Source organism: Afifella sp. H1R (assembly GCF_021462425.1).
GTDB classification, from domain to species: Bacteria; Pseudomonadota; Alphaproteobacteria; order Rhizobiales; family Afifellaceae; genus Afifella; species Afifella aestuarii.
This window is the reverse complement of sequence record NZ_JAKEDY010000003.1, coordinates 160,799-181,915: the sequence shown is the minus strand read 5'-3', so window position 1 is coordinate 181,915 and position 21,117 is coordinate 160,799. Positions and strand designations below refer to the sequence as shown.

Below are 21,117 nucleotides of genomic sequence, written 5' to 3'. Positions count from 1 at the left end.
TCGCGAAGAAGCGCAACCGGGGATATGTTTTTAAGCTTACCGCACACCTTGTCGCGCCGGGAGGCGCCGAACTTATCCCCGCCGCTCCGGGGGCTGCGATCGTGCCGCGAAAGCTTCAGGAGCTCCCGGCATGGTCGATGCGCAGTGCTTTTACGATCCCCAAATCTCAGGCGGGGCCGGCAGGCCCACTCGCCGCCAACGGCGCCAGAACCCGGCGCCTCCCCGCTTGGCCAAAAGCGGCGCCGGCACCTATTGCCGCGACAGCGACCTGCCGCGGTTGATCCATCGTCTGCCGGAAGAGCTCGGGACGAATGACACGGAGCGCGCGCGCAGCATCGTTGCGCGTCTCAAATGCGCCCTGCGCGCGGAGCGCAGGAAAGGCCGGGCCGGCCATGGGAGCTACGATCTCAATCGCCACATCGCGCTCAAGACAGCGCTCGACGTCGAAAGCGGCGAGCTTGCGCGGCTCTGCCAGGCCCAGACCTTGAAACGCAAAACGCCGGCATGAAAGCCGGCGTCTGGGAAAAGCAAAACGCCGGCCTGGGAGCCGGCGTCCGGGGAAAGCATAGCGCCGGCGTGGGAGCCGCCGACCGGAAAAGTAAAACGCCGGCATAAGGGCCGGCGTCTGACACGTTCGGAAGAAAACGTCGTTCAGCGGCGGCCGCGCTTCTGACCAAGACCCATCTGCTTGGCAAGCTGCGAGCGGGCTTTTGCATAGTTCGGAGCGACCATCGGATAGTCGGCCGGCAGGCCCCACTTCTCGCGATACTCTTCCGGGGACAGGTCGTAATGCGTGCGCAGGTGACGCTTCAGCGACTTGAACTTCTTTCCGTCTTCCAGACAAATAATGTAGTCCGGATTGATCGAGCGACGGACCGGAACAGCCGGCTTCTGCGGCTCCGGCTCAGGCTCAGCGCCGCCATCGGCGGTCGTCTGCAGCGCCTGATAGATATTGCCGATCAGACCGGAAATATCGCCAGCCGCAATTGTGTTGTTGCTCACATAGGCAGATACGATGTCTGCCGTGAGCTCGATCAGGTTGTCGTTCTGGATAGCCTCTGCCATTGAATCCTCGCTATGTGACCTTTGCAGCAACACACTGCAAGTCATCAAGTGCGCCTTGCTACTGCTGGTGGCGCGGTCTGACAAGAAGAAAAAACCTTACATCACAGCAATCTTAGCGGCGTTTCACCGCGCGCAACAAGAAGGTGTGAAAATATGTCAGCACTCGCTTGCTCATTCCTGGAAAGATAGGAATTCGCCAACAAAGTGCCACCCCGCTTTTACGGAAGATGGCAGTCTTTGTTTCAGCGCTCGCCTTCCGGATCGGAGCGCGTCACCCCGATAGCCCGCGAATAGTCGTCGGGTTCCGTCTCAGGAACCGGCTTTACACCAGTGAGGTAGGCAGCCCGGGCCAGAAGATGCGCGGAAACCGGAGCGGTGAGAAGGAAGAACACCACACCTGCCACGGCGCGAGTGAAGATGTCTAAATGGGGCGCTTCTAAGGCAAGGGCCAACAACATCAGCCCGGAGCCCAAGGTTCCCGCTTTGCTGGCCGCGTGCATGCGCGTGTAAAGGTCAGGAAAACGCAAGAGGCCGACGCTCGCAACGACTGCGAAAAGCGCGCCGATCACAATCATCACGCCGACCAAGACGTCGAGAAAGCCGCTCATCGCTGCTTCTCCGAATCGGAGCCGTAGCACATTGCTGATTCGCCTCCGAGCACGTCTCCGCAATGCATCACGAAGCGGGCAAACGCTACGGTTGCAAGAAAACCGACGAGACCAAGAGCGATTGCAATGTCGATATAAAGATAAAAACCAGTTTTCACGCCGATCACGGCAATGAAACCGATGCCGGTGGACACCAGCATGTCGAGCGCCAGAACCCGGTCCGCAAAGGTCGGGCCGCGCACGATCCGAATGGTGATCAGCGCAAACGAAAGCACGAGAAGCGCCAGCGAAATCGCGACACAGATTTCGAGAAACTCGGTAGCACTCATCGGAACGCCTCCAGTATCTTTCGCTCAAAGCCTTGTGCGATATCGCGTTTCAGTTGGTCCGGATCGGGCACGTCGATGGCATGGATGTAAAGCGTGCGCCGGTCCTCCGACACGTCGACCGACAAGGTGCCGGGCGTCAGCGTGATGAGATTGGCAAGCAACGTGATCTCGAAATCGCGGTTCACCCTGAGCGGATAGGCGATCAGGCCGGGCGAAATCGGCATCTTCGGCTGCAGGACGATCCAGGTCACCTTGAGCGCCGACATGACCAGTTCGTAGATGAACAGGAAGAACAGATTGATCACCCTGAGCGAGCGGCCGATATAGCCGCGCGTGCCGATCTGCTCGCGAATGAGCCACAGCGCGATGGCGCCGAGCACGAAGCCGAACAGCAGGTTCGGCAGCGTGAAGCTGCCGGTGATCGACGCCCAGGCGAGTGCCAGAAGCACGTTGACGGGAAACAGCACCATCAGGAAGCGCCTCCAAACACCGCGCGAATATAAAGGGTCGGATCAAGAAGCCCGGCCGCACCGGCTTCCGCAAGCCGCATCAGCGGCGCGGGCCACAGGCCGATGACGAGGCTCATCAAGGTGAGAGCGCCAAGCGAGCCGAAGAGCACCGCCCGGTCTTCAGCGACGATCTCGCCGGGCACGCTCTTTTCCGCGCCGTCCGGCGTCCCCACCGGTCCGCCGCGCCAGAAGATCTGCGTGAAGGCGCGCCCCGAAGCGAGGGCGTTGAGAAGGCCCGTGCCGAGCACGATGCCGGCAAGCCACCAGCGCCCGTCCACCATCGCCGCTTCGGTCACCAGGATCTTCGCCCAGAAGCCGGAAAACGGCGGCAGCGCGGAGACGGAAAAGACGAGGGTCAGCGTCAGCCCGGCCAACAGCGGGCTCGCGCCGTAGAGCCCGCCGAGCTTGCGCAGATCCTGGCTGCCGCCGAGCTGGCCGACGAGCCCGGAGGCGAGATAGAGCGCCGACATGACGATCATCGAATGGAAGGCATAGAAGATGCCGCCCGACAGCCCCTCCGCCGTGCCGATCGCAAGCCCCGCCAGGATCACGCCGATGCCGGAGATGACGAGATAGCCGAGGATGCGCCGGAAATCGGAATGCGCCATCGCACCGAGCGAGCCGAGAAGCATCGTGCCGATGGCGAGCGCCGTCAGAAACGTGTCGTAGAGCGCCTCTTCCGAGGGCATCAGCATGATCAGCGTGCGCAACAGCGCATAGGCGCCGACCTTGGTCAAAAGCCCGGCAAAGACGGCGCCCGCGGAAGGCGACGGCGTGTGATAGGAGGCCGGCAGCCAGAAGGCGACCGGAAACGCCGCCGCCTTCATGCCGAAGCCCAGAATATAAAGCGCCGTGATCGTGTTGATCGGCATTCCGGGCACGCCTTCGCGCAGCTTGATCGCGATCTCGGCCATGTTGAGCGTGCCGAGCGCGCCGTAGAGATAGCCGGTCGCCGTCAGGAAGAAGGCCGCAGCCAGAAGATTGAGGACGGCATAGCGCACCGCGCCGTCGAGCTGCTCTTTGGAATTGCCGAGGACGATGAGGCCGAAGGAGGCGATCAGCATCACTTCGAACCAGACATAGAGATTGAAGATGTCGCCGGTGAGGAAGGCGTTGCACACGCCCGTCATCATCAGCAGCAGAAAGGGATAAAACCCGTAGCGGCTCTCCACGCGCCGCAGGCCGCGGCTTGCGAAAACACCGACGACGAGCGCCACCACCGACGACACGAAGGCGAAGGAGGCACCGAGCGCATCGACGGCAAAGGTGATGCCGAAGGGCGGCAGCCAGCTGCCCATCGTCATGGTCAGCGGCCCGCCGGTCACGACGCGCGCCAGAATGCCGGCCGTCGCCGCCGTCAAAAACAGGAGCCCGGCAATGCCGAGCGGTGCCTGCGTTTCCGGGCGCTTGCGCGCCATCAACAGGACGGATCCGAAAAGAAGGGTGATCAAAGTCGGCGCGACGATGATCGCGTCCAGGGGCGCGATCGGCGCCGTCACCATGGCGGACGCGACGTCCACCGCTGCATGGCCTGCACTCTCTGCCATCAATAGCCCCTGGGCGGAACCGGATCACCCGGCTGCTCGGCCATATGCATCTTCCCGGTTTTGTCCGTGCCGAGCCCCTGATAGGCGCGGAACACCAGAACCAGCAGGAAGGCGAAGAACGAGAACGAGATGACGATCGCCGTCAAAATCAGCGCCTGCGGCAGCGGATTGGCGGTCGCAAACGGCGGCACCATCGCCTCTTCGGGAATGATCGGCGGCACTTCCTTGACGATCCGCCCAGCCGTGAAAATCAGAAGATTGACGGCGTTCGAGAGGATGGTCACGCCAAGCAGGATGCGGATCAGGGAATCCGACAGCATCAGATAAACGGCGGATGCGAAGAAGCAGCCGACGAGAAGCGCAAGCGGGCCTTCCATCAGCGCTCCCTTTCTTCCAGCGACAGCGCCACGGAGGTGATGGTCCCGAGAACCACCAGATAGACGCCGATATCGAAGAACGTCGCCGTGGAGACGGCGACCTCCATGCCGAAGATCGTCGGATAGGCCCACAGCACCGTCAAAAACGGCTTGCCGCCGAGAAGCGACGGCACCCCGGCAAGGGTCGCCACGACGAGCCCGAAAGCGGCGATCCCCATCGGATGAAAGCGCAGGGCCCGGCGCACCGGCGGCACGCCATAGGCGATGCCGTAGATCGCGAAGGCGGAAGCCGCGATCAGCCCGCCGATGAAGCCGCCGCCCGGATTGTTGTGGCCGCGCAAGAGCACGAAGACCGAAAACAGCACCATCAAGGCCGTGAGATAAGGCGCGATCGCGCGAAAGATGACGGTGCTCACTTCTCTTCCTCCACGGCTCTCGTCTGACGCCACGGCGCCGGGAAGCGCAGCAGAGCGAGAATGGCGAGACCGGTGATCATGACGACCGCGATCTCACCCAAAGTATCGAGACCACGGAAGTCGACGATGATGACGTTCACGATGTTGCGGCCATGGGCGATGGTTCGCGAATGCTCCGCAAAGAAATCCGACAGGCGCGAATCGAAGGGCTGGTTCGTCACGGCGATCAGCAAGGCCGCCGTGCCGATGCCGCAGGCGAGCGCGATCGTTCCGTCCTTGGCGCGCTGGAAATAATTGCGCCGGTCGGCCGTCATCAGCGACAGACGCGTCATCACGAGCGCCAGGATGACGACCGAAAGCGTCTCCACCATGAATTGCGTGAAGGAAAGGTCCGGCGCGCCGAAGAGCATATAGATCAGCGCCACGGCAAAGCCCTGGATGCCGAGAGAGACGATCGCCGTCAGCCGGTTCTCCGCCACGATGACGGCGACGAGACCGACGGCCGCAAGCCCCATCACCGCCCATTCATGCGGCGCGAGCGCGAAGGTCTCAGGCGCATGCGGCCATTCGCCGAAGACCAGAAGCGGCACGACCAGGACGAGCGCCAGCACCGTGAAGGTGATGGAAAGATAGCGTTCCAGATCGCCGTTCTGGATGAAGCGCGTCACCGCGGCCGAGCCGGTCGTGAGCCCGTTCACGAGCTGGTCGAAGCCCCGGTCGGGACCCCAGCCGATCGCATCGAGGATCGCCGCGAGCCCGCGCCGCACCGGCCGCAGGGCGAGAAGCGCCAGGATGCCGATCGCCCAGGTGACGCCGGAGGCGGCAAAAGCCTCGTTCACGTGGATGGCGTAGGAGAGATCCGGATTGGGCTTTGCCCCGGCGACGGCGGCAAGCGTCGGGCCGATCAGCGCCTCTTGCGTGAAGGCCGCAAAGACGATGCCGGCGACGCTGAGACAGGCGAGGACGAGCGGGCCGATCCACAGCCCGATCGGGCCTTCATGCGCGCCGGAAAGATTCTCGGGCCGCTTGCCGATGAAAGGCAGCAATCCGACGGCAAAGGCGGCCGCGAACATGAGACCGTTGCCGAAGACGGCGACGCCAAGCGTTACGGGCGTCGTGCCCTCTCCGTGCAGAAGCCCTTCATACATCGCCTCCTTGGCGAAGAAGCCGAGCGTCACGAAAAGCCCGCCCATCGCCCAGGCGAGAACGAGGCCCGAAAGGAAGGTGACCGGCATTTTGAGCCCGAGACCGCCGAGCTCGCGCAGATCGCGCGTGCCCGCCTCGTGGTCGACCGAGCCCGCCATCATGAAGAGGCCGCCCTTGAAGAGCGAATGGGCGAGAAGGTAGACGAGCGCACCCAAAATCGCCGTCTCGTTGCTCGTCCCCGTCAGCATGACGAGAAGGCCGAGCGAGGCGACCGTCGTATAGGCGAGGATGAGCTTCAGATCCGTCTGGCGGAGCGCCAGAAGCGTGCCGGCGAGAAGCGTCGCGCCGCCGAAGAGCGGCAGGATCGTCGTCCACAGCACCGTCTCGCCCATGAAGGGATGGACGCGCAAAAGCAGATAGACGCCGGCCTTCACCATCGTCGCCGAATGCAGATAGGCCGAGACCGGCGTCGGCGCCTCCATGGCGTTGGCGAGCCAGGAATGGAACGGAAACTGCGCCGATTTCGTAAAGGCGCCGCCGAGAAGCAGGATCAGCACCGGCAGATAATAGGGGTTCTCCGCAAAGCTCGAGCCGAGCGCGATCGCCTCCGACATCGAATGCACGCCGACGAGCCCGGTCATGATCAAAAGCCCGGCCAGCAGGCAGAGCCCGCCTCCCGCCGTGATCACCAGCGCCTGCAGTGCCGCGCGCCTTGCCGCCTCACGCGTGTGATCGAAGCCGATCAACAGGAAGGAGGTGATCGAGGTCAGCTCCCAGAAGACGAAGAGCGTCATGAAATCGTCGGCGAGCACCAGCCCCTGCATCGCCCCCATGAAGAGGAGGATGAAGGAGAAGAAGCGCCCCTGATGCGCATGGCCTTTGAGATAGGCGCCCGCATAAATCAGGATGAACGTGCCGATGCCCGAGACGAGAAGCGCAAACAGCAGCGACAGCCCGTCGAGGCGGTAGGAAAAGTTGATCTGAAGCGACGGTGCCCAGGCAAAGCCGTTGGCGATGACGCTGCCGGACGCGATCGGCGCGATCAGGCCAAGGAAATAGACAAACATCGCCGCGGGTGCCGCCGCCAGAATCCAGGACGCGCCAGAACCCAACAGCCGCTTCAAAAGCGGCGCCACGAACGCCGCCAGAAACGGGGCGGCCATGACGAGATAAGTCCAGTCGATTTGGGATTCTTGCATCAGCGGGGTGACGTTCGAGGGACCAGGAACGGATAGCGGGCGATCCAGAGCGGGGCAAGCTGCCAGCTTTGCCGCCTCAGCCGGACAAGCTAAGCATTTGGGCGCTTCTGGCAATCCTTAGAGAGCGGCGATTTTCAAGCATGACCCATGCTTTCCGGCAAATCGCGACAGGAGAAAGACCGGGTGCCGCCTTCCTTGTCCAGCCGCCGCCGCATTTCCTCGCAGAAGTGTGATCTCGAGCACAGTCGAAGTCGCGCGATCGCAAGTATGTCGGGCGGCAGAGACGGCACAAGACATCGCGCTTCTGGCGGAGCTTCAGCCATTCCTGACGGCAGAAACACTGAGGTCATCGGTCTTTTATGCGAGCGCTTGTTTCTCCACACGCAACGCTCGGCTTTGTCTTGCAGCCGTCACCCCGTGCGCGGATGCCGCAGGGGCAATGCAGGTTCCCGCAGGTTCGCGCACCGTCCCTGCGAGGCCCTCGGTTAACGCCGCACGACCCATTCCCTTGCCCCGGAAAACAAACGAGCCTACCTCGCGCCCATGAACGACATTCCTTCCTCCCCGCCGCGCGCCGCAAAGCGGCCGCATGAAATCACCCGCCACGGCCACACCCGCAACGATCCCTATCACTGGCTGCGTGCCGACAACTGGCAGGAGGTGATGCGCGATCCCTCCGTGCTCGATCCTGAGATCCGCGCCTATCTGGAGGCCGAAAACGCCTGGTTTTCCGCCCAGATGGCCGACACGGAAGCGCTTCAGGAAAAGCTCTTTGCTGAGATGAAGGGGCGCATCAAGGAGGACGATTCCTCCGTTCCGGCGCCTGACGGACTTTATTCCTATGCGGTCCGCTACATCGAGGGCGGCCAGCACCCGCTCTTCGTGCGCCAGAAGCGTTCGGGCGGTGAAGAAACCATCCTTCTCGACGGCAACGCGCTTGCCGAAGGCCATGCCTATTTCAAGATCGCCGGCGCGGCGCATTCGCCCGACCATTCCCGCCTCGCCTGGGCCTTCGACGATGCCGGCTCGGAATTCTACACGCTCCACATCCGCAATCTGGAAACGGGCGAAGACATCGCCGACGTCATCCCCGATACGAGCGGCGGCGCCGTCTGGGCGGCCGACAACACGCATCTCTTCTATGTGCGTCTCGACGCCAATCACCGGCCGTCGAAAGTCTTCCGCCACAGGCTCGGCACCGCGGTCACGGACGACGTCCTCGTCTATGAGGAGGCGGATCCCGGTTTCTTCGTCGGCCTCGGCGCGACGCGGTCGCGCAATTTCATCCTCATCGACTGCCACACGCACGAGACCTCGGAGACGCGCCTCATCCCGGCCGACCGGCCGGAGGCGGAGCCCGTCCTCATCGCGCCGCGCCGCGACGGCATCGAATATTATGTCGACGAGGCGGACGGCACGCTCTTCATCCGCACCAATTCCGGTGACGCCAAGGATTTTCAGATTCTGACGGCGCCCGTCGCGTCGCCTTCGCCGGAGAACTGGCAGCCGCTCGTCGCCCATGTGCCGGGGCGCCTTCTCCTGTCGCACGCCCTCTTTGCCGGCCACCTCGTTCGTCTTGAACGCGAGGCCGGGCTGCCGCGCATCGTCGTGCGGCGGCTTCAAGACGGCGAGGAGCATGAGATCGCCTTCGCCGAAGAGGCCTATTCGCTCGGCCTCGATCCCGGCTACGAATTCGACACGACGACGATCCGCTTCTCCTATTCCTCGCCGACGACGCCCTCGCGCATCTTCGATTACGACATGGAGAGCCGCGCCCGCACGCTTCTCAAGGAGCAGGAGGTGCCGTCGGGCCACGACCCGGCGAAATACGTCTCGCGCCGCATCATCGCCCAAGCGCCGGATGGCGAGGAGGTGCCGGTCTCGCTTCTCTACCGCGCCGACACGCCGCTCGACGGTTCCGCGCCCTGCCTTCTCTACGGCTACGGCTCCTACGGCATCGCCATTCCGGCCGGCTTTTCCGTGACCCGCCTGTCGCTCGTCGATCGCGGTTTCATCTATGCGATCGCCCATATCCGCGGCGGCAAGGACAAGGGCTTTGCCTGGTACGAAGAGGGCAAGCGCAGCAAAAAGGCCAATACGTTCACGGATTTCATCGCCGCCGGCGAGCATCTCGTGGCCGAAGGTTTGACCAAGCGCGGCCGGATCGTCGCCCATGGCGGCTCGGCGGGCGGCATGCTGATGGGCGCCGTCGCCAATATGGCGCCCGATCTCTTCGGCGGCGTCATCGCCGACGTGCCCTTCGTCGACGTCCTCAACACCATGCTCGACGACACGCTGCCGCTCACCCCGCCGGAATGGCCCGAATGGGGCAACCCGGTCGAAAGCGCGGCCGATTATCAGACGATCCTCGCCTATTCGCCCTATGACAACGTCACCGCGCAGGCCTATCCGCCGCTTCTCGCCATGGCCGGGCTCACCGATCCGCGCGTGACCTATTGGGAACCGGCGAAGTGGGTCGCCAAACTCCGCGACACCAAGACCGACGACAACATCCTTCTCCTGCGCACCAATATGGATGCCGGCCACGGCGGCGCCTCCGGCCGCTTCGACGCCTTGAAGGAAGTCGCCATCGAATACGCCTTCGCCCTCAAGGTGATGGGCCTCACCGACAAAGCCCCGCTCCCGGCTGTGTGAGGTCGCTTTTCCCGTCTCGGGAACGACAGAACGGCAGAACCGGGCGGCCTCCCGGTTCTGCTACCCGATCGGCCACCCCTCTTCCGCCTTGGCGATCGTCGAGGTCGCCTCGACAATCTCCTCCGGCCCGCCCTTGGGCGGCCAGAGACCGGCGGCGTAGTGCTCTGAGCGCAGGCGCGCGCGCTCTTCGAGGCTCGAAAAGCCCCAGATATGCGTGATGCGCGGCGGCCCGTCCAAGGCGTAAAGGTTCGTCACGAGGTGATCGGTATAGGCCGCAGCCGGGCCAATCGCCGCCTCCCAGCCCGCGAGCGTCCGCGGCAGCCCGCCTGGCCGCAGATGATAGGTGCGAAACTCGAAGAGGCCGCCATATTGCCGGGGGTTGATCGCCGGCAGGAAGGGAAAGGGCGCGAAACTCTCCATCCGGAGCCCCTTCGCCGTGTCGCGGCCGAAGAACGGGTCCTCGCTCATCAGCGCGCGCTCGCGCTCGGCGCGCAGCTCCTCCTCCGCCTCGAAGGAGCGAAGCACGAAAAGCTCGCCGATCGTGCCGATGTCGGAGCGCCACATGCCGAGCGGCGCACCGAGCGCATCCTCATCGCCGATCCACCGCCGCGCGCCCTCGGCCGCCTTGGTAACGCCCAGCACCGGGCAGGAGAGCGTCGCAAGTTCATAGAGCATGTCGCGCCCTCACCTCGTTGATAGCCAATCATTGATAGCCGAGCCGGGCTGCCAGCGGCTTCATGTCCGGCGGCAGCACCTTGCTCGATTCCGCCCCGAATGCGCCGAAGAGCGGGTCCCATTCCTCGATCGTCAATTCCACGATCAGATCCTCGCGCGCAAACGGATCGCCCGCCACGATCTTCTCGATCTCTTCGCGGCTGTCGGCGACCATGATCAGGAAGCCGGCGCGCAGCGGCGTGCCCTTCAGCGGCCCCGAGGCCTTCAAGGTGCCCTCGTCGATCAGGTCGAGCAGATATTCCACATGCTCCAGCACATGCTCGTTCCAGCCGGGACCGTCCGGATGCGTCATCGTCACGATGTAAAAGGCCATGCCTCACTCCTCGAAAACCAGGTTCCTGAAAATCAGGGCGCCGAGTTTCGGTGACCAACCAGGAGTGATAAATGCCTCTCTGGTTGTTCCTGTCCCAAGTGTGAGTGGTGAATGCCCGATCGGCTGGAAAGCATGTCCGTCTTCGTGCGCGTCGCCGAGCTCGGCTCGTTTTCCGCCGCCGCGACGGTCCTCGCCATCTCGCCCCAGATGGTCGCCAAGCATATCGAGGCGCTCGAAAAGCGTCTCGGCACCCGCCTCATCCACCGCACCACACGGCGCCACAGCCTCACCGATTTCGGCCGGCAATACCGCGACCGCTGCAAGGCGATCCTCGCCGATGTCGCGGACGCCGAAGCGCAGGCGTCGGAAACCGGTTCGGAACCGCGCGGCCTGTTGCGGATCAACGCGCCCGTGACCTTCGGCGCCCAGGTGCTCGTGCCGCTCGTCACCGCCTATCTCCGCGCCCACCCGCAGGTCACCTGCGACCTCGTCTTGAGCGACCGTTATGTCGATCCGATCGAAGAGGGTTTCGATCTCGTCTTCCGCATCGGTCCGCTGTCGGGCCAGCTGTCCGGCCCACTGGCCGGCCAGTCGACGCAGACGCACGCCCTTCTCGCCCATCCGTTGACGCCCTACCGGCTCGTCGCCTGCGCCGCGCCCGCCTATCTCGCCGAACACGGCACGCCCGAAACGCCCGAGGATCTGCGCAACCACGAATGCCTCGGCTTCAGCCCCTGGTCCGGCGCGCTCGGGCGCGAATGGCCCTTTTCGAAGGGCGGAGAGACGGTCGGGGTGCCGAGCGCGAGCCGTCTGTCGATCAACGACTGGCGGGCGATCCACCAGGCGGCGCTCGACGGATTCGGCATCACGCTCGGCTATGAAAGCGCCGTTGCCGACGATCTCACATCCGGCCGGCTCGTGCGGCTCCTGCCGGATTACGAAGGCCCGGCGCGGCCCTTCCATCTTCTCCATGCGCGCGAACGGCGCATGCGGGCGACGCTGTCAGGCTTCCTCGCACGCATCCTCGCGCGCTTCTCCGCAAAGTCCTGACCCGGGAGGTCCTGCCCCCGGGCCGGGTTCAGGCGGCTGCCGGCCCGGGATCGTCGTCATGCGACGACATGAGCGTTGTGTTGGCAGCGCCCGGCCGTCCGCCCGACGCTATCCCGCCCGTGACCCCGCCTGCAGCCCCGCTTTTGCTCGCGGCGCTTCGCACGGGCACCAGATGCGGACGCGTCATGCGCGCCCAGCGCTGGCGTTCCGCCTCCGGCTGGTACAGCACCTTCAGGACCTCGACGCGTTCGATCCGGTCGAGGTGATCGACGTCGACGCTCTCGCCTTCCGTGAGTCCGAGCAGCATGACGCCGCGCGGGGTGGCGATCGACTGATGACCCACGCCCGGGATGTAATGGGCGGGGGTCACCAGGGTTCGTTCCTCCGGCAGCCGCTCGTCGACCCGCAATAGGATGCGCGAATCGATCGTTGCGACATCGGCAGGGAGATCCTCGGAGAAGACGAGCTGCGCCTCGCGCAGCTTGCGTCGCAATGCGGCCACGAGAAGCTCGTCGCTGCCGAGGCGGGCCTCGAGCAGGTTCTCGAGGATGGAGAAATCACGCGGAGTAACTTTGGGAAAAATCGCATCTGGCATGTCTGGTGTCCCGGTTATGTCGTTTCGTGAAGGACCCACGGCCGGGCTGGCTGATGCCGGCCCGGCCAGACGTGCAGAATTTCAAAACCTCCGCTCCGCGGCAGGCGCGGACATCACGGCACAACATCGGGCTCACCCCTCGTCCGCGAGCTTGAGGACGGTGAGCGACAGGGCGCGGCCGTCGCGCGCCTCCCAGGGGATCGTCTGGCCTTCCGAGAGCCCGATGAGCGCGGCGCCGATCGGCGTCAGCACCGAGATGCGCGCCTGCGCGACATCGGCCTCTTCGGGATAGACGAGCTTGTAGGTCCGCTCGAAACCGTCGCTCGTGGCGAAGGAAACGGTCGAGCCCATGCGCACCGTCTTGGCAGGGACCTTCTCTTGAGGAACGATCCGCGCGCGGTCGAGCTCGCTCAGGAGCTTTTCGCCGAGCTCGGCGAGCGGTCCGCCGAGGCTGTTGGCGATCGCATAAAGGCGCGCATGATCTTCGCTGCCGATGACGAGACGCGGCAGGGCTTTGGGTTTCCGGACGACAGGTTTCTGGACGACAGGTTTCTGGACGATCTGAGTTTTTTCGGCGATCTGAGACATGGTTGCACGACCCTTCGGCCGACGAGTTTTCTCGCCGGACCACGCAAACGAGTTTTGGAAGAAACGCCTTCGCGCCGATCGTTCAGATCGCGGATCGTCCCGGTCTCAGACCGGGTCACAGATCAAACAGATGACGGATCATGAAAAATCGCTGCGCACCCCCGAAGCTCGGAAGGCGCAACGGCCGAGCTTCGGGCTACAGTCCCGTGACGGGCTGGCCTTGGAGCATTCGCAGAATGGAAAGAAGCGCTCGGATCATGATGCCCTCAGGCTAGGCCTTCCGCCCCCAAAGTCAAGCGAGCGGGCCGACGCCAGGCGACGCCCCGGCAGACCGACCACGCCGCGTCTGATAACTCCAGTTGGCAACTCCTGCCCTGCACGCGACGGCTATCAGATGAAAGAGCATCCCCTCAGGAAACCAGCGAGACCGGAGACAGGTCGTCGGCGCCACAGGGCGCGTAGGCTGGGCTCTGCCGCAGCAGATGGAGAAGGGCGTGGTGCGTCCGTCGCGGGACAAGCGGGGGAACGTGTTCTATGCGCAGGTGGCGAGGCAAAGGTAAGATTGTGAAATGAGCTCAGAAACACAAAACCCCGCCGAAGCGGGGTTCTGGGACATGTGACAATACCTAGGCTACCCTGAACTTGTCATCGTTCGGTGGGCAGCCTGCCTAGTGATCTAGGTCTTAAAGCCCGATATACGGGATACGCGTTTTATTTAGTAGAATCGGGCCATTTAAGCAAGCCCCCGAGCCCTAAGCCATGCACGACTCCGAGACGAACGGCCTGCAGATCTTCTCCGCTCATCCTTGGCGTTTCCCACTTGCGACGCCCTGTTTTAAAGCGGTCTAGTCGCTGCATTCTTACGCTCGCGACCAGATCGCACTTGGCCCAACATGGCAGCTCGTCGCATTCTTCGGGATGATAGTTTTTGGACAGCCGCACGACATATGGTTGATCGTGCTTTGGCGCAGTGAGGCTGATCGGCACTACAGTCGCCAAGCCGCTACGGTATGGCAGTCTCGGCGTAATCACGACGACTGGTCGCTTTTTGCATATTTCGGGCTCCTCGTATCCCCTGAAATCGCAAATTAAGACAGTGCCAGCGTGAGGATGAAAATTGATTGCCATTACTGCGAATCGATCTTCTATATTATCCTCAAGTGTAATTATGATTGCCAAATCTGCCAATACGCGCAGCATGAGCGGTTCACCGGCGAAGTCACACAGCTGCCGATGAGTAAAAGGGCGTTGGCGCTATCGTTGCGGCGACAGTGATACTTCCACCCGTGCAGCGCCCTTTCGGACCGGCCGTCGTGATCCTGCTCCTGTGCGGAGGCGACAAGAGCAGCCAGGCCGGCGATATCAAGAAGGCGAAGGCCTTGGCTCACAAGTGGAAAGATCAGATATGACCGTGGAAACACTGCGCCCGTTCGACCCTGCCGAGGTTCTGACGAACGAGATTCGGATCGCGGAATACCTCGAAGCCGTCATGGACGAAGGCGGCGACGATCCGGCCTTCGTCGCGCATGCCCTCGGCGTCGTCGCGCGCGCCCGCAATATGAGCCAGCTCGCGCGCGACACCGGCATCAGCCGCGAAGGCCTGAACAAGGCTCTCTCGGGGGAAGGCAACCCGACGCTCGACACCATCCTGAAGGTCGCCAAAGCGCTCGGCCTGCGGCTCAGCTTTCAGCCCCGCAAGGCGCCGGCCGAAAAGGCGCCACGGGAGCTGACGGCGGCAGGTGAGGAATAAATTCCGCCCGCCGCAGTTCGCCTATAAAAGACCACGCCTCGATCAGCCACGCAGGAGGCCTGCCGCGAAACCTCGCGTCGATACGTGCAAGAAAGGTCTCACGCGTTTCAGGGCGCGCGCGCCGGCCCAGTGAGGTCGTCCGGTCCGGCACGCGAGGCCTCGCAACCCCAAAACCTTGCCGCAGCGGCGTCTTCGCCTAACTCCGCTGTATCTCCCGCGGACGTCCGTTCGCCCGCCTCCGCCAGAGCACGATCCCGCCATGCCATCTTCGTCCCAGCCGCCGGCCACGCCCCCCGCCGGTGCCGCCGCCCCTTCCGCCGCATCTGCAGAACCCACCCTGCCGCTCTTCGCCCTGATGGCGGCGGTTCTCGTCGTCTTTGCGACCGCCAATGCGCCGGTGCCGATCTATCCGATCTGGCAGCATGCGATGGGTTTCGCGCCGGGCACGATCGGCGTCATCTTCGTCTTCTACAATCTCGGCGTCTTGCTCGCGCTGTTGTGCTGCGGCCGGCTTTCCGACCTCTATGGCCCGCGCCTCGTGCTTCTGCCGGCGCTCCTGCTTGCGGTTGCGGCCGCGCTTCTTTTCGCCTTCGCGCCCAATGTCGCCGTCTTGTGCGTCGCGCGCTTTTTGATCGGGCTTGCCTCCGGCGGCTGCGTCAGTGCCGGCACGGCGGCCATTCTCCTCGCCGGGCGCCGGCGCGGCATCGGCCATATCTCGCTTTATGCCACTTTGTCGGTCGTTCTCGGCTTCGGCCTCGGCCCCTTGACGGCCGGCGCGCTAGCAAGCTTCGCCCCCGCGCCGAGCCGGCTCGTCTTCGTCCTCCTCGCCGGCCTGCTCGCGGCGCTCCTTCTCGTCCTCGCCCGCAATCTGCCGCCGCTCCGGCGACCGTCTCAGAGCGCGCGCATCTGGCAAATGCCGCGCCTGCCGGCGGAGAACCGGCCCATCCTCGTGACGGCGATCGTCATCTTTGCCGGGCCGTTCGCGCTCTCTGCGCTCTTCATCTCGCTCGCGCCCTCCATGCTCGCCGATCTTCTCCACAACGCAAGTCCGATCGTCGCCGGCGCCGCCGCCTTCCTGGTCTTTGCCTCAGGCGGTTTGGGCGGCGTCTTTGCGCGCAAACTGACGGTGTGGCGCTCCGCCTGGCTCAGCCTGGCGCTGGCGCTTTCAAGCCTCGCGCTCGTGCTCTTGAGCGAAGTCTCCGTGTCGCTGCCGCTCTTCGCACTCGCCGCGGCGGCGGCCGGCATCGCTCAGAGCGTCGGGCAATATACCGGCGTCCAGCTCGTCAATCGGCACACGCCGGAAGAGATCCTCGGCTCCGTCAACGCCACCTTCTTCCTCGGCGGCTACGGCACGGCAGGGCTCGCCGTTCTGTCGATGGGCTTTGCGTCGAACGCCTTCGGCCTCTTTGCCGGCAGCCTCGTCTTCGGCGCGATCTGCCTCGTCATGTTCATCGCCGCCATCTTCGGCGTCGCCACGACACGGCTTGTCCCCGCCGACGGGGCCTGACACGGGCGATCGCCCGAGCGCTCGCATGCACAAAAAACCCCGGGGCACAAAAAACCCCGGGGCCCACAAAAGACCCCGGGGCTCACAAGAAAGCCCGAGGCGCCGAAGCGCCCCGGGATTCGTCTCAGCCGCGCAGCTCCTGGAAGCGGCGCAAGGCCGCCTGTGTCCCGCGCCCCAGAATGCCGTCGATCGGGCCGTTATAAAGCCCCTTGTCCTGCAGCCGCTCCTGCACGGCGCGCCGGAAGGCTATGGGCTGGCCGCGGGCATTGTCGTCGATCAAGAGCCTTTCGGCCCTGTCTTCGCCCTGCGCCAAGGCTTCCAGCATCAGATTGGCGGCGCGCAGCGGGTCCGCCTCAACGCCATTGCCGCCTTCCATGTACATGAAGCCGAGATTGGCGAGTGCCACGGCGTTGCCCTGGTCGGCCGCCTTTTGCAGCCACGAAACCGCCTTCTCGTCGTCCTGCGGCAGGCCGTTGCCGTCGCGGTAGAGAACGCCGAGATTGTTCTGCGCGGAGCCCTCGCCGGCGAGCGCCGCCTTGCGGTACCAGCGCGCCGCCTGGACCATGTCTTTCTCCACGCCGTCGCCGCGCTCGTAGGCAAGGCCGAGCTCGTTCTGCGCCGAGGCGTTGCCGGCGTCAGCCGCCCGCCGCAGCCAGGTGAGCGCGAGTTCCGGATCTTTGTCGACGCCGCGGCCTTCGCGGTAGAGGCCGGCAAGCTCGCTCTGTGAATCCGTGTCGCCCGCTTCCGCCGCGCGCGACAGCCACAGGGCACCCGTCACCGGATCCTGCGCCACGCCACGGCCGTAGAGATAGGCAAGGCCCAGATTGTGCTGCGCGGTGCGGTTGCCCTTCTCCGCCGCCTGCCGGTAGTAGGCCGCCGCCTTGACGTCGTCCTGCTCGACGATGCGACCGGTCTCATAGAGCCAGCCCATCTCGTTCAGCGCAAAAGCATCACCCTGTTCGGCGGCGAGGCCATACCATTTCGCGGCCTCCTCCCAATTCTCCTCGATGCCTTCGCCGTTGCGATACTTCGTGCCGAGATAACGCTGCGCCAGCGCATCGCCCGCTTCCGCCGCGCGGCGGTACCAGGTGATCGCCTCCGCGTCGTCCTCCGGCACGCCCTCGCCGAAATCGTACATCGTGCCGATCAGCGTCCAGGCGTGGGTGTAATCGGCATCGGCCGCCTTGCGGTAATGCGCCATCGCCTCATCGTCGCGCCCGGCCTTGTCGAGCGCGTAGCCGAGCTGAAACTCGAGCCGCGGCTCATCGGGATTGGCGGCAAGCGCCGTCTCGCAGGCCTCGATCGCGCGCGGCGCATCGAGGATGGCGAACGGCACGCCCGGCACATCCGCCGGCCTTTCGGGATCTTCCGGAGAGGCGGCGAGCGTATCGCAGGCGAGCGCCAGGAACGGCGCCTGCTTTTCCGCGGCGGCCGCGACCCCTTTGCGGGTTTCTTCGTCGAGCTTTTTCTGCATGTCGGAGATGCGGCTTTCGGCGTCGCGCGAGACGCGCTCCACCTCTTCTGCCGCCGCCTCGCGCCGGTCGATTTCCGTGCGCGCGACATCGCTCAGGCTGCAGTCCGGAAAATCCTTCACATAGGCTTCGAGCGCGTCCGCGCCGTCCGCGCCGATCGCCTTGGCAAAGGCCTCTTCCGCCCCGGCACAGGCCGCATCCGCGCCTTCGCCCTCAGCCGGCACCGCACTGTCGACCGGTGCCGCCCCGTCTTCCGTCGAAAGGCCGTCTTCCGCCGGGCTTTCGGCCGCTGCGGGCGCACTGCCGGCCTCGGAGGCGTCTTCCGCCTTCAACTCGGCCGGCGTGCTCTCTGCCCCACCGGAGGCCTCGCTCTCCGAGGCTTCACTGTCTGAGGCTTCGCCCTCGGGCACCTCGCTTTTCGCGCCGTCCGCGGCACCTTTTTCCGCCCCGGCGGAATCGGCCGCGCCGCCCTTATCGTTGATCTCGTCGGCAGGCTCTTCGGCGACCTCGTCGCCGGCCGCATCCCTGTCCGTGTCGGCGGCCTTTTCAGGCGCCGTTTCGCCGCCCGTGGCCTCGCTCTCGTCCGCCGGCGTAACGGAGATCTCGGCCTGCGCCAGGCGCGGAAGGGGCGTTTTCACCAAGGTCGGAGGCGCGCCGGGACGCTCGCCGGCGAAGCTCGTCGCCTCGCTCAAAACCCCAGTAAACTCAGATGCTTGTGTCGTTCCAGCAAAACACACGGAAGCGAGGAGTGCTCCCAGGACGTGGAATTTCTGCGCCATATTCGATTCGATTCCCTCGGCCGCTCGATGGTGCCCGGGACGTTAGCGATGCGGCCCTGCCGGGACAAGCGGCCCGAGAGGCGGCCGCGGCCGGTATCAGAGGCCTTCCCTTGCGGAAAGCCGTTGTCAAAGAGGCCATCGCACTTATGTAGCCTGGAACCGGCCCCGGGCCGGTCGTGTTGACTACGCACCCGACTGCAATCTCAAGACAAGGAGATGGATCGATGGCATTCACCCTGCCGGACCTGCCCTATTCCTACGACGCGCTCGCCCCCCATATGTCGGCGGAGACGCTCGAATATCATCACGATAAGCACCACAACGCTTATTGCACGACGATGAACGACCTCATCAAAGGCACCGAATACGAGAACATGGACCTTGAGGAGATCGTCAAGAAGAGCCACACCGACAACCCGAAGCTCTTCAACCAGGCTGGGCAGTTCTACAACCACATCCATTTCTGGAAGTGGATGAAGGCCGGCGGCGGCGGCACCTCCCTGCCGGGCGGTCTTGCCTCGCAGATCCAGTCCGATCTCGGCTCGTTCGACGAGTTCCGTTCCAAGTTCATCGATGCCGGCAAGGGCCAGTTCGGCTCCGGCTGGGCGTGGCTCGCCATGAAGGACGGCAAGCTCTCCGTCATGAACACGCCGAACGGCGAGAACCCGCTCGTCCACGGCGCCACGCCGCTGCTGGGCGTCGATGTGTGGGAGCATTCCTATTACATCGACTACCGCAACGCGCGTCCGAAATACCTCGAGGCCTGGTTCGACAACCTCGTCAACTGGGACTACGTCGCCGAGCTCTACGAAGCCGCGAAATAAGCTTTTCGGCTGAACAGGCCGCCGGCTGAAAACGCCGTCGGCGCAATGCGTTCTAAGGCGTTTCAAGCTCCTTGCGGGAGCTCTGCCCCGGCCCCTGTGGCCGGGGCTTTTTTGTGGGGATCCGATTTGTGACGAGCTGCGGGCGCGCCGGCGGCGCGTCGTCCTTCCGGCTTGGTCGCAAGCCCAGGGAGACCGGCGTCAGGCTCCCTCGCGGGGCGCAAAGGAGAGATTGGCGAGACGCCATGCGCGCTCCGGGTCTCCCGCCCAGTAATCCTTCAGGGCCATCGCCTTTGCCGGCGCCTCTGCGCCGACCACCTCGGCGGCGATGTAGCGCCCTGTCTCGCGAAGCCGCACCTCGGCTTCCGGAAAGCGCTCTTGGAGCCCCTCACGCAGGGCCTTTGCGTCGTCCGCAATGGCCGTACTGCCGAGTTCGCGCGGCATCCCGTCGATGAGCTCCGCCATCGCCACGCGCGCGGCACGATAGCCGTCGTGAACGATGTCGAAGGCGATCAGAGCGGCCGCGGCGGAATCCGCCCACCACAGGCCGAAGCCGACGCCGACGATGCCGAGAATGCCCGCCACGCCCGTCATCCAGTCGGCCTTCTGCATCAGCGCATCGGTGTGCAGCACCTTGTTCTTGAGCCGCTCGGCAATCGGCTTCTTCAGCCGCCCGAGGATGACCGGCGGCACGACCGAATAGGCGAGAGCGGCCATCATCGCCCAGCCGATCCAGATCGTCTCTCCGAACACCTCCAGGGGGCCAAGCGTCGGATGCTCCATGGCGATGAGTTTGCTGCCGGAATCGTAGAGGAGATAAAGCCCCATGAAGGCGAGCACGCTCGACGAGGCGAGAAAGGCCAGGCTGTTGACGCGCTGGAAGCCGTAGGGAAACTTCCGGTTCGGAGCTTTGCGTTCGAAGTGCACGGCGAGCAGGAACACGGTTGCGGGCAACAGGCCGAGAAGATCCTCCGCCCAGGCCGATTTCATCGCCTGGCTCGATCCCATGACGAGAAACATGATGACGACGATCGAGGCCTGCCATCCGAGCGTCCACCATTCCAGGTGAATGGCCCGGTTCAGGTCCGACTTCAGCTTATCGGGCACCGGCGGCATCGCGGTCCTCCTGTCTCAGGTCTTCTGCCTCAAAGTTTTCTGGACGAACATCAGCCAGCGGTTTTCGCCCGGCCGCACGGCGGCCCGCAGCACAGGCTCATGCGCAGACGGCGATTTCGCTTCCGCCGGCGCGGTAAAGGCCACCCGCTTCTTCCAGGGCGAGGCCTTGGCGAACTCGCCCAGGACGAGGTCGATGTCGCCGTCCTCGAGGCGGTGCAGAAGGACTTCGTCGCTGCCCACCTCGAACTCCGCCATGACGTCTGCTGCCTGCGCGACCCGTTCGGCGAGCGCGCGCTCCTCGCCCTCCGCCGGACCGTCGGCCACGATGCCGGCATGCAGCACGCCCCTCTCCTTCACGTTCTGCATGGTCCCGGCGATGTCTTTGGGAAAGCCGTCACAGCCGGCAAGGAGCGGCACCAGGAAGACAGCGGCAAGGCTCAAAAAAAGGCGGCGTGTTTCAGTCATGGTCGCGTGTGGTTTCTTCGATGCGAGAGAGGCGGACACGCGGCGGCCGAGGCCGTCAGAGCGATCTTATGCCAC

22 protein-coding genes are annotated in these 21,117 nt (G+C 64.5%); 6 read left to right on the top strand and 16 right to left on the bottom strand.

From position 1 onward, the window contains the following. The first annotated feature begins 226 nt into the window (after positions 1-226). On the top strand, positions 227-508 hold the full coding sequence (locus L0F51_RS17850; RefSeq protein ID WP_370642446.1) for a DUF6477 family protein: 282 nt from the start codon (positions 227-229) through the stop codon (positions 506-508). Between the two features lie 143 nt (positions 509-651). On the opposite strand, the gene L0F51_RS17845 is transcribed toward L0F51_RS17850, so the two are convergent. From L0F51_RS17845 to L0F51_RS17810, 8 genes are all read right to left on the bottom strand, one after another. Further along, positions 652-1,065, bottom strand: coding sequence for a MucR family transcriptional regulator (locus L0F51_RS17845; protein WP_092809372.1), 414 nt, complete (start codon positions 1,063-1,065; stop codon positions 652-654). Between the two features lie 242 nt (positions 1,066-1,307). Further along, positions 1,308-1,673, bottom strand: coding sequence for a monovalent cation/H(+) antiporter subunit G (gene mnhG / locus L0F51_RS17840; protein WP_234630534.1), 366 nt, complete (start codon positions 1,671-1,673; stop codon positions 1,308-1,310). Beyond that, a complete protein-coding gene (locus tag L0F51_RS17835) occupies positions 1,670-2,002 on the bottom strand; it encodes a cation:proton antiporter (protein ID WP_234630533.1) in 333 nt (110 codons plus the stop codon). Before L0F51_RS17835 ends, mnhG begins: the two co-directional genes overlap by 4 nt. Further along, complete coding sequence (locus L0F51_RS17830; RefSeq protein WP_092809369.1) at positions 1,999-2,472, bottom strand: Na+/H+ antiporter subunit E; 474 nt, start codon at positions 2,470-2,472, stop codon at positions 1,999-2,001. Before L0F51_RS17830 ends, L0F51_RS17835 begins: the two co-directional genes overlap by 4 nt. After that, positions 2,472-4,058, bottom strand: a complete 1,587-nt coding sequence (locus L0F51_RS17825) for a Na+/H+ antiporter subunit D (protein ID WP_234630532.1) — start codon at positions 4,056-4,058, stop codon at positions 2,472-2,474. The genes L0F51_RS17830 and L0F51_RS17825 overlap by 1 nt, the downstream gene beginning before the upstream one ends. After that, on the bottom strand, positions 4,058-4,435 hold the full coding sequence (locus tag L0F51_RS17820) for a Na+/H+ antiporter subunit C (RefSeq protein ID WP_234630531.1): 378 nt from the start codon (positions 4,433-4,435) through the stop codon (positions 4,058-4,060). Before L0F51_RS17820 ends, L0F51_RS17825 begins: the two co-directional genes overlap by 1 nt. Then, the gene (locus L0F51_RS17815; protein WP_234630530.1) at positions 4,435-4,851 is read right to left on the bottom strand and encodes a Na+/H+ antiporter subunit B; all 417 of its coding nucleotides are present in this window, start codon (positions 4,849-4,851) and stop codon (positions 4,435-4,437) included. Before L0F51_RS17815 ends, L0F51_RS17820 begins: the two co-directional genes overlap by 1 nt. Beyond that, on the bottom strand, positions 4,848-7,196 hold the full coding sequence (locus tag L0F51_RS17810) for a putative monovalent cation/H+ antiporter subunit A (RefSeq protein WP_234630529.1): 2,349 nt from the start codon (positions 7,194-7,196) through the stop codon (positions 4,848-4,850). Before L0F51_RS17810 ends, L0F51_RS17815 begins: the two co-directional genes overlap by 4 nt. Before the next feature lie 543 nt (positions 7,197-7,739). On the opposite strand from L0F51_RS17810, the gene L0F51_RS17805 reads away from it, so the two are divergent. After that, the gene (locus L0F51_RS17805) at positions 7,740-9,851 is read left to right on the top strand and encodes a S9 family peptidase (RefSeq protein ID WP_234630528.1); all 2,112 of its coding nucleotides are present in this window, start codon (positions 7,740-7,742) and stop codon (positions 9,849-9,851) included. A 60-nt stretch (positions 9,852-9,911) separates the two neighbouring features. Here the strand turns inward: L0F51_RS17805 and L0F51_RS17800 are convergent, their stop codons facing one another. Next, positions 9,912-10,526, bottom strand: a complete 615-nt coding sequence (locus L0F51_RS17800) for an NIPSNAP family protein (RefSeq protein WP_234630527.1) — start codon at positions 10,524-10,526, stop codon at positions 9,912-9,914. A 28-nt stretch (positions 10,527-10,554) separates the two neighbouring features. Then, positions 10,555-10,899: a YciI family protein gene (locus tag L0F51_RS17795; protein WP_234630526.1), complete on the bottom strand. Its 345-nt coding sequence runs from the start codon at positions 10,897-10,899 to the stop codon at positions 10,555-10,557. A 111-nt stretch (positions 10,900-11,010) separates the two neighbouring features. Here L0F51_RS17795 and L0F51_RS17790 point away from each other — a divergent pair, with 111 nt between their 5' ends. Then, a complete protein-coding gene (locus tag L0F51_RS17790; RefSeq protein WP_234630525.1) occupies positions 11,011-11,949 on the top strand; it encodes a LysR family transcriptional regulator in 939 nt (312 codons plus the stop codon). A gap of 28 nt (positions 11,950-11,977) precedes the next feature. Here L0F51_RS17790 and L0F51_RS17785 read toward each other — a convergent pair whose 3' ends face one another. From L0F51_RS17785 to L0F51_RS20225, 3 genes are all read right to left on the bottom strand, one after another. Then, complete coding sequence (locus L0F51_RS17785) at positions 11,978-12,544, bottom strand: nucleoside-diphosphate kinase (protein WP_234630524.1); 567 nt, start codon at positions 12,542-12,544, stop codon at positions 11,978-11,980. Between the two features lie 132 nt (positions 12,545-12,676). After that, positions 12,677-13,132, bottom strand: a complete 456-nt coding sequence (gene rnk / locus L0F51_RS17780) for a nucleoside diphosphate kinase regulator (RefSeq protein WP_234630523.1) — start codon at positions 13,130-13,132, stop codon at positions 12,677-12,679. Between the two features lie 711 nt (positions 13,133-13,843). After that, positions 13,844-14,260 carry a type II toxin-antitoxin system PemK/MazF family toxin gene (locus L0F51_RS20225; RefSeq protein WP_370642458.1) on the bottom strand — a complete coding sequence of 139 codons (417 nt, stop codon included), beginning with the start codon at positions 14,258-14,260 and terminating at the stop codon, positions 13,844-13,846. 277 nt (positions 14,261-14,537) lie between these two features. On the opposite strand from L0F51_RS20225, the gene L0F51_RS17775 reads away from it, so the two are divergent. Continuing rightward, a complete protein-coding gene (locus tag L0F51_RS17775; protein ID WP_234630522.1) occupies positions 14,538-14,882 on the top strand; it encodes an addiction module antidote protein in 345 nt (114 codons plus the stop codon). 259 nt (positions 14,883-15,141) lie between these two features. Further along, positions 15,142-16,389 (top strand): MFS transporter, encoded by a 1,248-nt coding sequence (locus L0F51_RS17770; protein WP_234630521.1) that lies wholly within the window; start codon positions 15,142-15,144, stop codon positions 16,387-16,389. Positions 16,390-16,513: 124 nt separating this feature from the next. Here L0F51_RS17770 and L0F51_RS17765 read toward each other — a convergent pair whose 3' ends face one another. Beyond that, entirely contained in the window at positions 16,514-18,640 is a 2,127-nt protein-coding gene (locus tag L0F51_RS17765; protein WP_234630520.1) for an SEL1-like repeat protein, read from the bottom strand. A 224-nt stretch (positions 18,641-18,864) separates the two neighbouring features. Between L0F51_RS17765 and L0F51_RS17760 the strand changes: the two genes are divergently transcribed. Then, positions 18,865-19,464, top strand: a complete 600-nt coding sequence (locus L0F51_RS17760; protein WP_234630519.1) for a superoxide dismutase — start codon at positions 18,865-18,867, stop codon at positions 19,462-19,464. 198 nt (positions 19,465-19,662) lie between these two features. On the opposite strand, the gene L0F51_RS17755 is transcribed toward L0F51_RS17760, so the two are convergent. Then, positions 19,663-20,577, bottom strand: coding sequence for a cation diffusion facilitator family transporter (locus L0F51_RS17755; RefSeq protein WP_234630518.1), 915 nt, complete (start codon positions 20,575-20,577; stop codon positions 19,663-19,665). 15 nt (positions 20,578-20,592) lie between these two features. Further along, positions 20,593-21,042 carry a hypothetical protein gene (locus L0F51_RS17750; protein ID WP_234630517.1) on the bottom strand — a complete coding sequence of 150 codons (450 nt, stop codon included), beginning with the start codon at positions 21,040-21,042 and terminating at the stop codon, positions 20,593-20,595. Between the last annotated feature and the right edge of the window lie 75 nt (positions 21,043-21,117).

Excerpts from the sequence above, each read along its gene's own strand:
- L0F51_RS17775 (WP_234630522.1), top strand. The coding sequence starts at position 14,538 with ATGACCGTGGAAACACTGCGCCCGTTCGACCCTGCCGAGGTTCTGACG.
- L0F51_RS17760 (WP_234630519.1), top strand. The coding sequence starts at position 18,865 with ATGGCATTCACCCTGCCGGACCTGCCCTATTCCTACGACGCGCTCGCC.
- L0F51_RS20225 (WP_370642458.1), bottom strand. The coding sequence starts at position 14,260 with ATGGCAATCAATTTTCATCCTCACGCTGGCACTGTCTTAATTTGCGAT.
- L0F51_RS17785 (WP_234630524.1), bottom strand. The coding sequence starts at position 12,544 with ATGCCAGATGCGATTTTTCCCAAAGTTACTCCGCGTGATTTCTCCATC.
- L0F51_RS17800 (WP_234630527.1), bottom strand. The coding sequence starts at position 10,526 with ATGCTCTATGAACTTGCGACGCTCTCCTGCCCGGTGCTGGGCGTTACC.
- L0F51_RS17845 (WP_092809372.1), bottom strand. The coding sequence starts at position 1,065 with ATGGCAGAGGCTATCCAGAACGACAACCTGATCGAGCTCACGGCAGAC.
- mnhG (WP_234630534.1), bottom strand. The coding sequence starts at position 1,673 with ATGAGCGGCTTTCTCGACGTCTTGGTCGGCGTGATGATTGTGATCGGC.
- L0F51_RS17830 (WP_092809369.1), bottom strand. The coding sequence starts at position 2,472 with ATGGTGCTGTTTCCCGTCAACGTGCTTCTGGCACTCGCCTGGGCGTCG.
- L0F51_RS17755 (WP_234630518.1), bottom strand. The coding sequence starts at position 20,577 with ATGCCGCCGGTGCCCGATAAGCTGAAGTCGGACCTGAACCGGGCCATT.
- L0F51_RS17820 (WP_234630531.1), bottom strand. The coding sequence starts at position 4,435 with ATGGAAGGCCCGCTTGCGCTTCTCGTCGGCTGCTTCTTCGCATCCGCC.
- rnk (WP_234630523.1), bottom strand. The coding sequence starts at position 13,132 with ATGTCTCAGATCGCCGAAAAAACTCAGATCGTCCAGAAACCTGTCGTC.
- L0F51_RS17835 (WP_234630533.1), bottom strand. The coding sequence starts at position 2,002 with ATGAGTGCTACCGAGTTTCTCGAAATCTGTGTCGCGATTTCGCTGGCG.
- L0F51_RS17810 (WP_234630529.1), bottom strand. The coding sequence starts at position 7,196 with ATGCAAGAATCCCAAATCGACTGGACTTATCTCGTCATGGCCGCCCCG.
- L0F51_RS17825 (WP_234630532.1), bottom strand. The coding sequence starts at position 4,058 with ATGGCAGAGAGTGCAGGCCATGCAGCGGTGGACGTCGCGTCCGCCATG.
- L0F51_RS17790 (WP_234630525.1), top strand. The coding sequence starts at position 11,011 with ATGCCCGATCGGCTGGAAAGCATGTCCGTCTTCGTGCGCGTCGCCGAG.
- L0F51_RS17770 (WP_234630521.1), top strand. The coding sequence starts at position 15,142 with ATGCCATCTTCGTCCCAGCCGCCGGCCACGCCCCCCGCCGGTGCCGCC.
- L0F51_RS17805 (WP_234630528.1), top strand. The coding sequence starts at position 7,740 with ATGAACGACATTCCTTCCTCCCCGCCGCGCGCCGCAAAGCGGCCGCAT.
- L0F51_RS17795 (WP_234630526.1), bottom strand. The coding sequence starts at position 10,899 with ATGGCCTTTTACATCGTGACGATGACGCATCCGGACGGTCCCGGCTGG.
- L0F51_RS17765 (WP_234630520.1), bottom strand. The coding sequence starts at position 18,640 with ATGGCGCAGAAATTCCACGTCCTGGGAGCACTCCTCGCTTCCGTGTGT.
- L0F51_RS17750 (WP_234630517.1), bottom strand. The coding sequence starts at position 21,042 with ATGACTGAAACACGCCGCCTTTTTTTGAGCCTTGCCGCTGTCTTCCTG.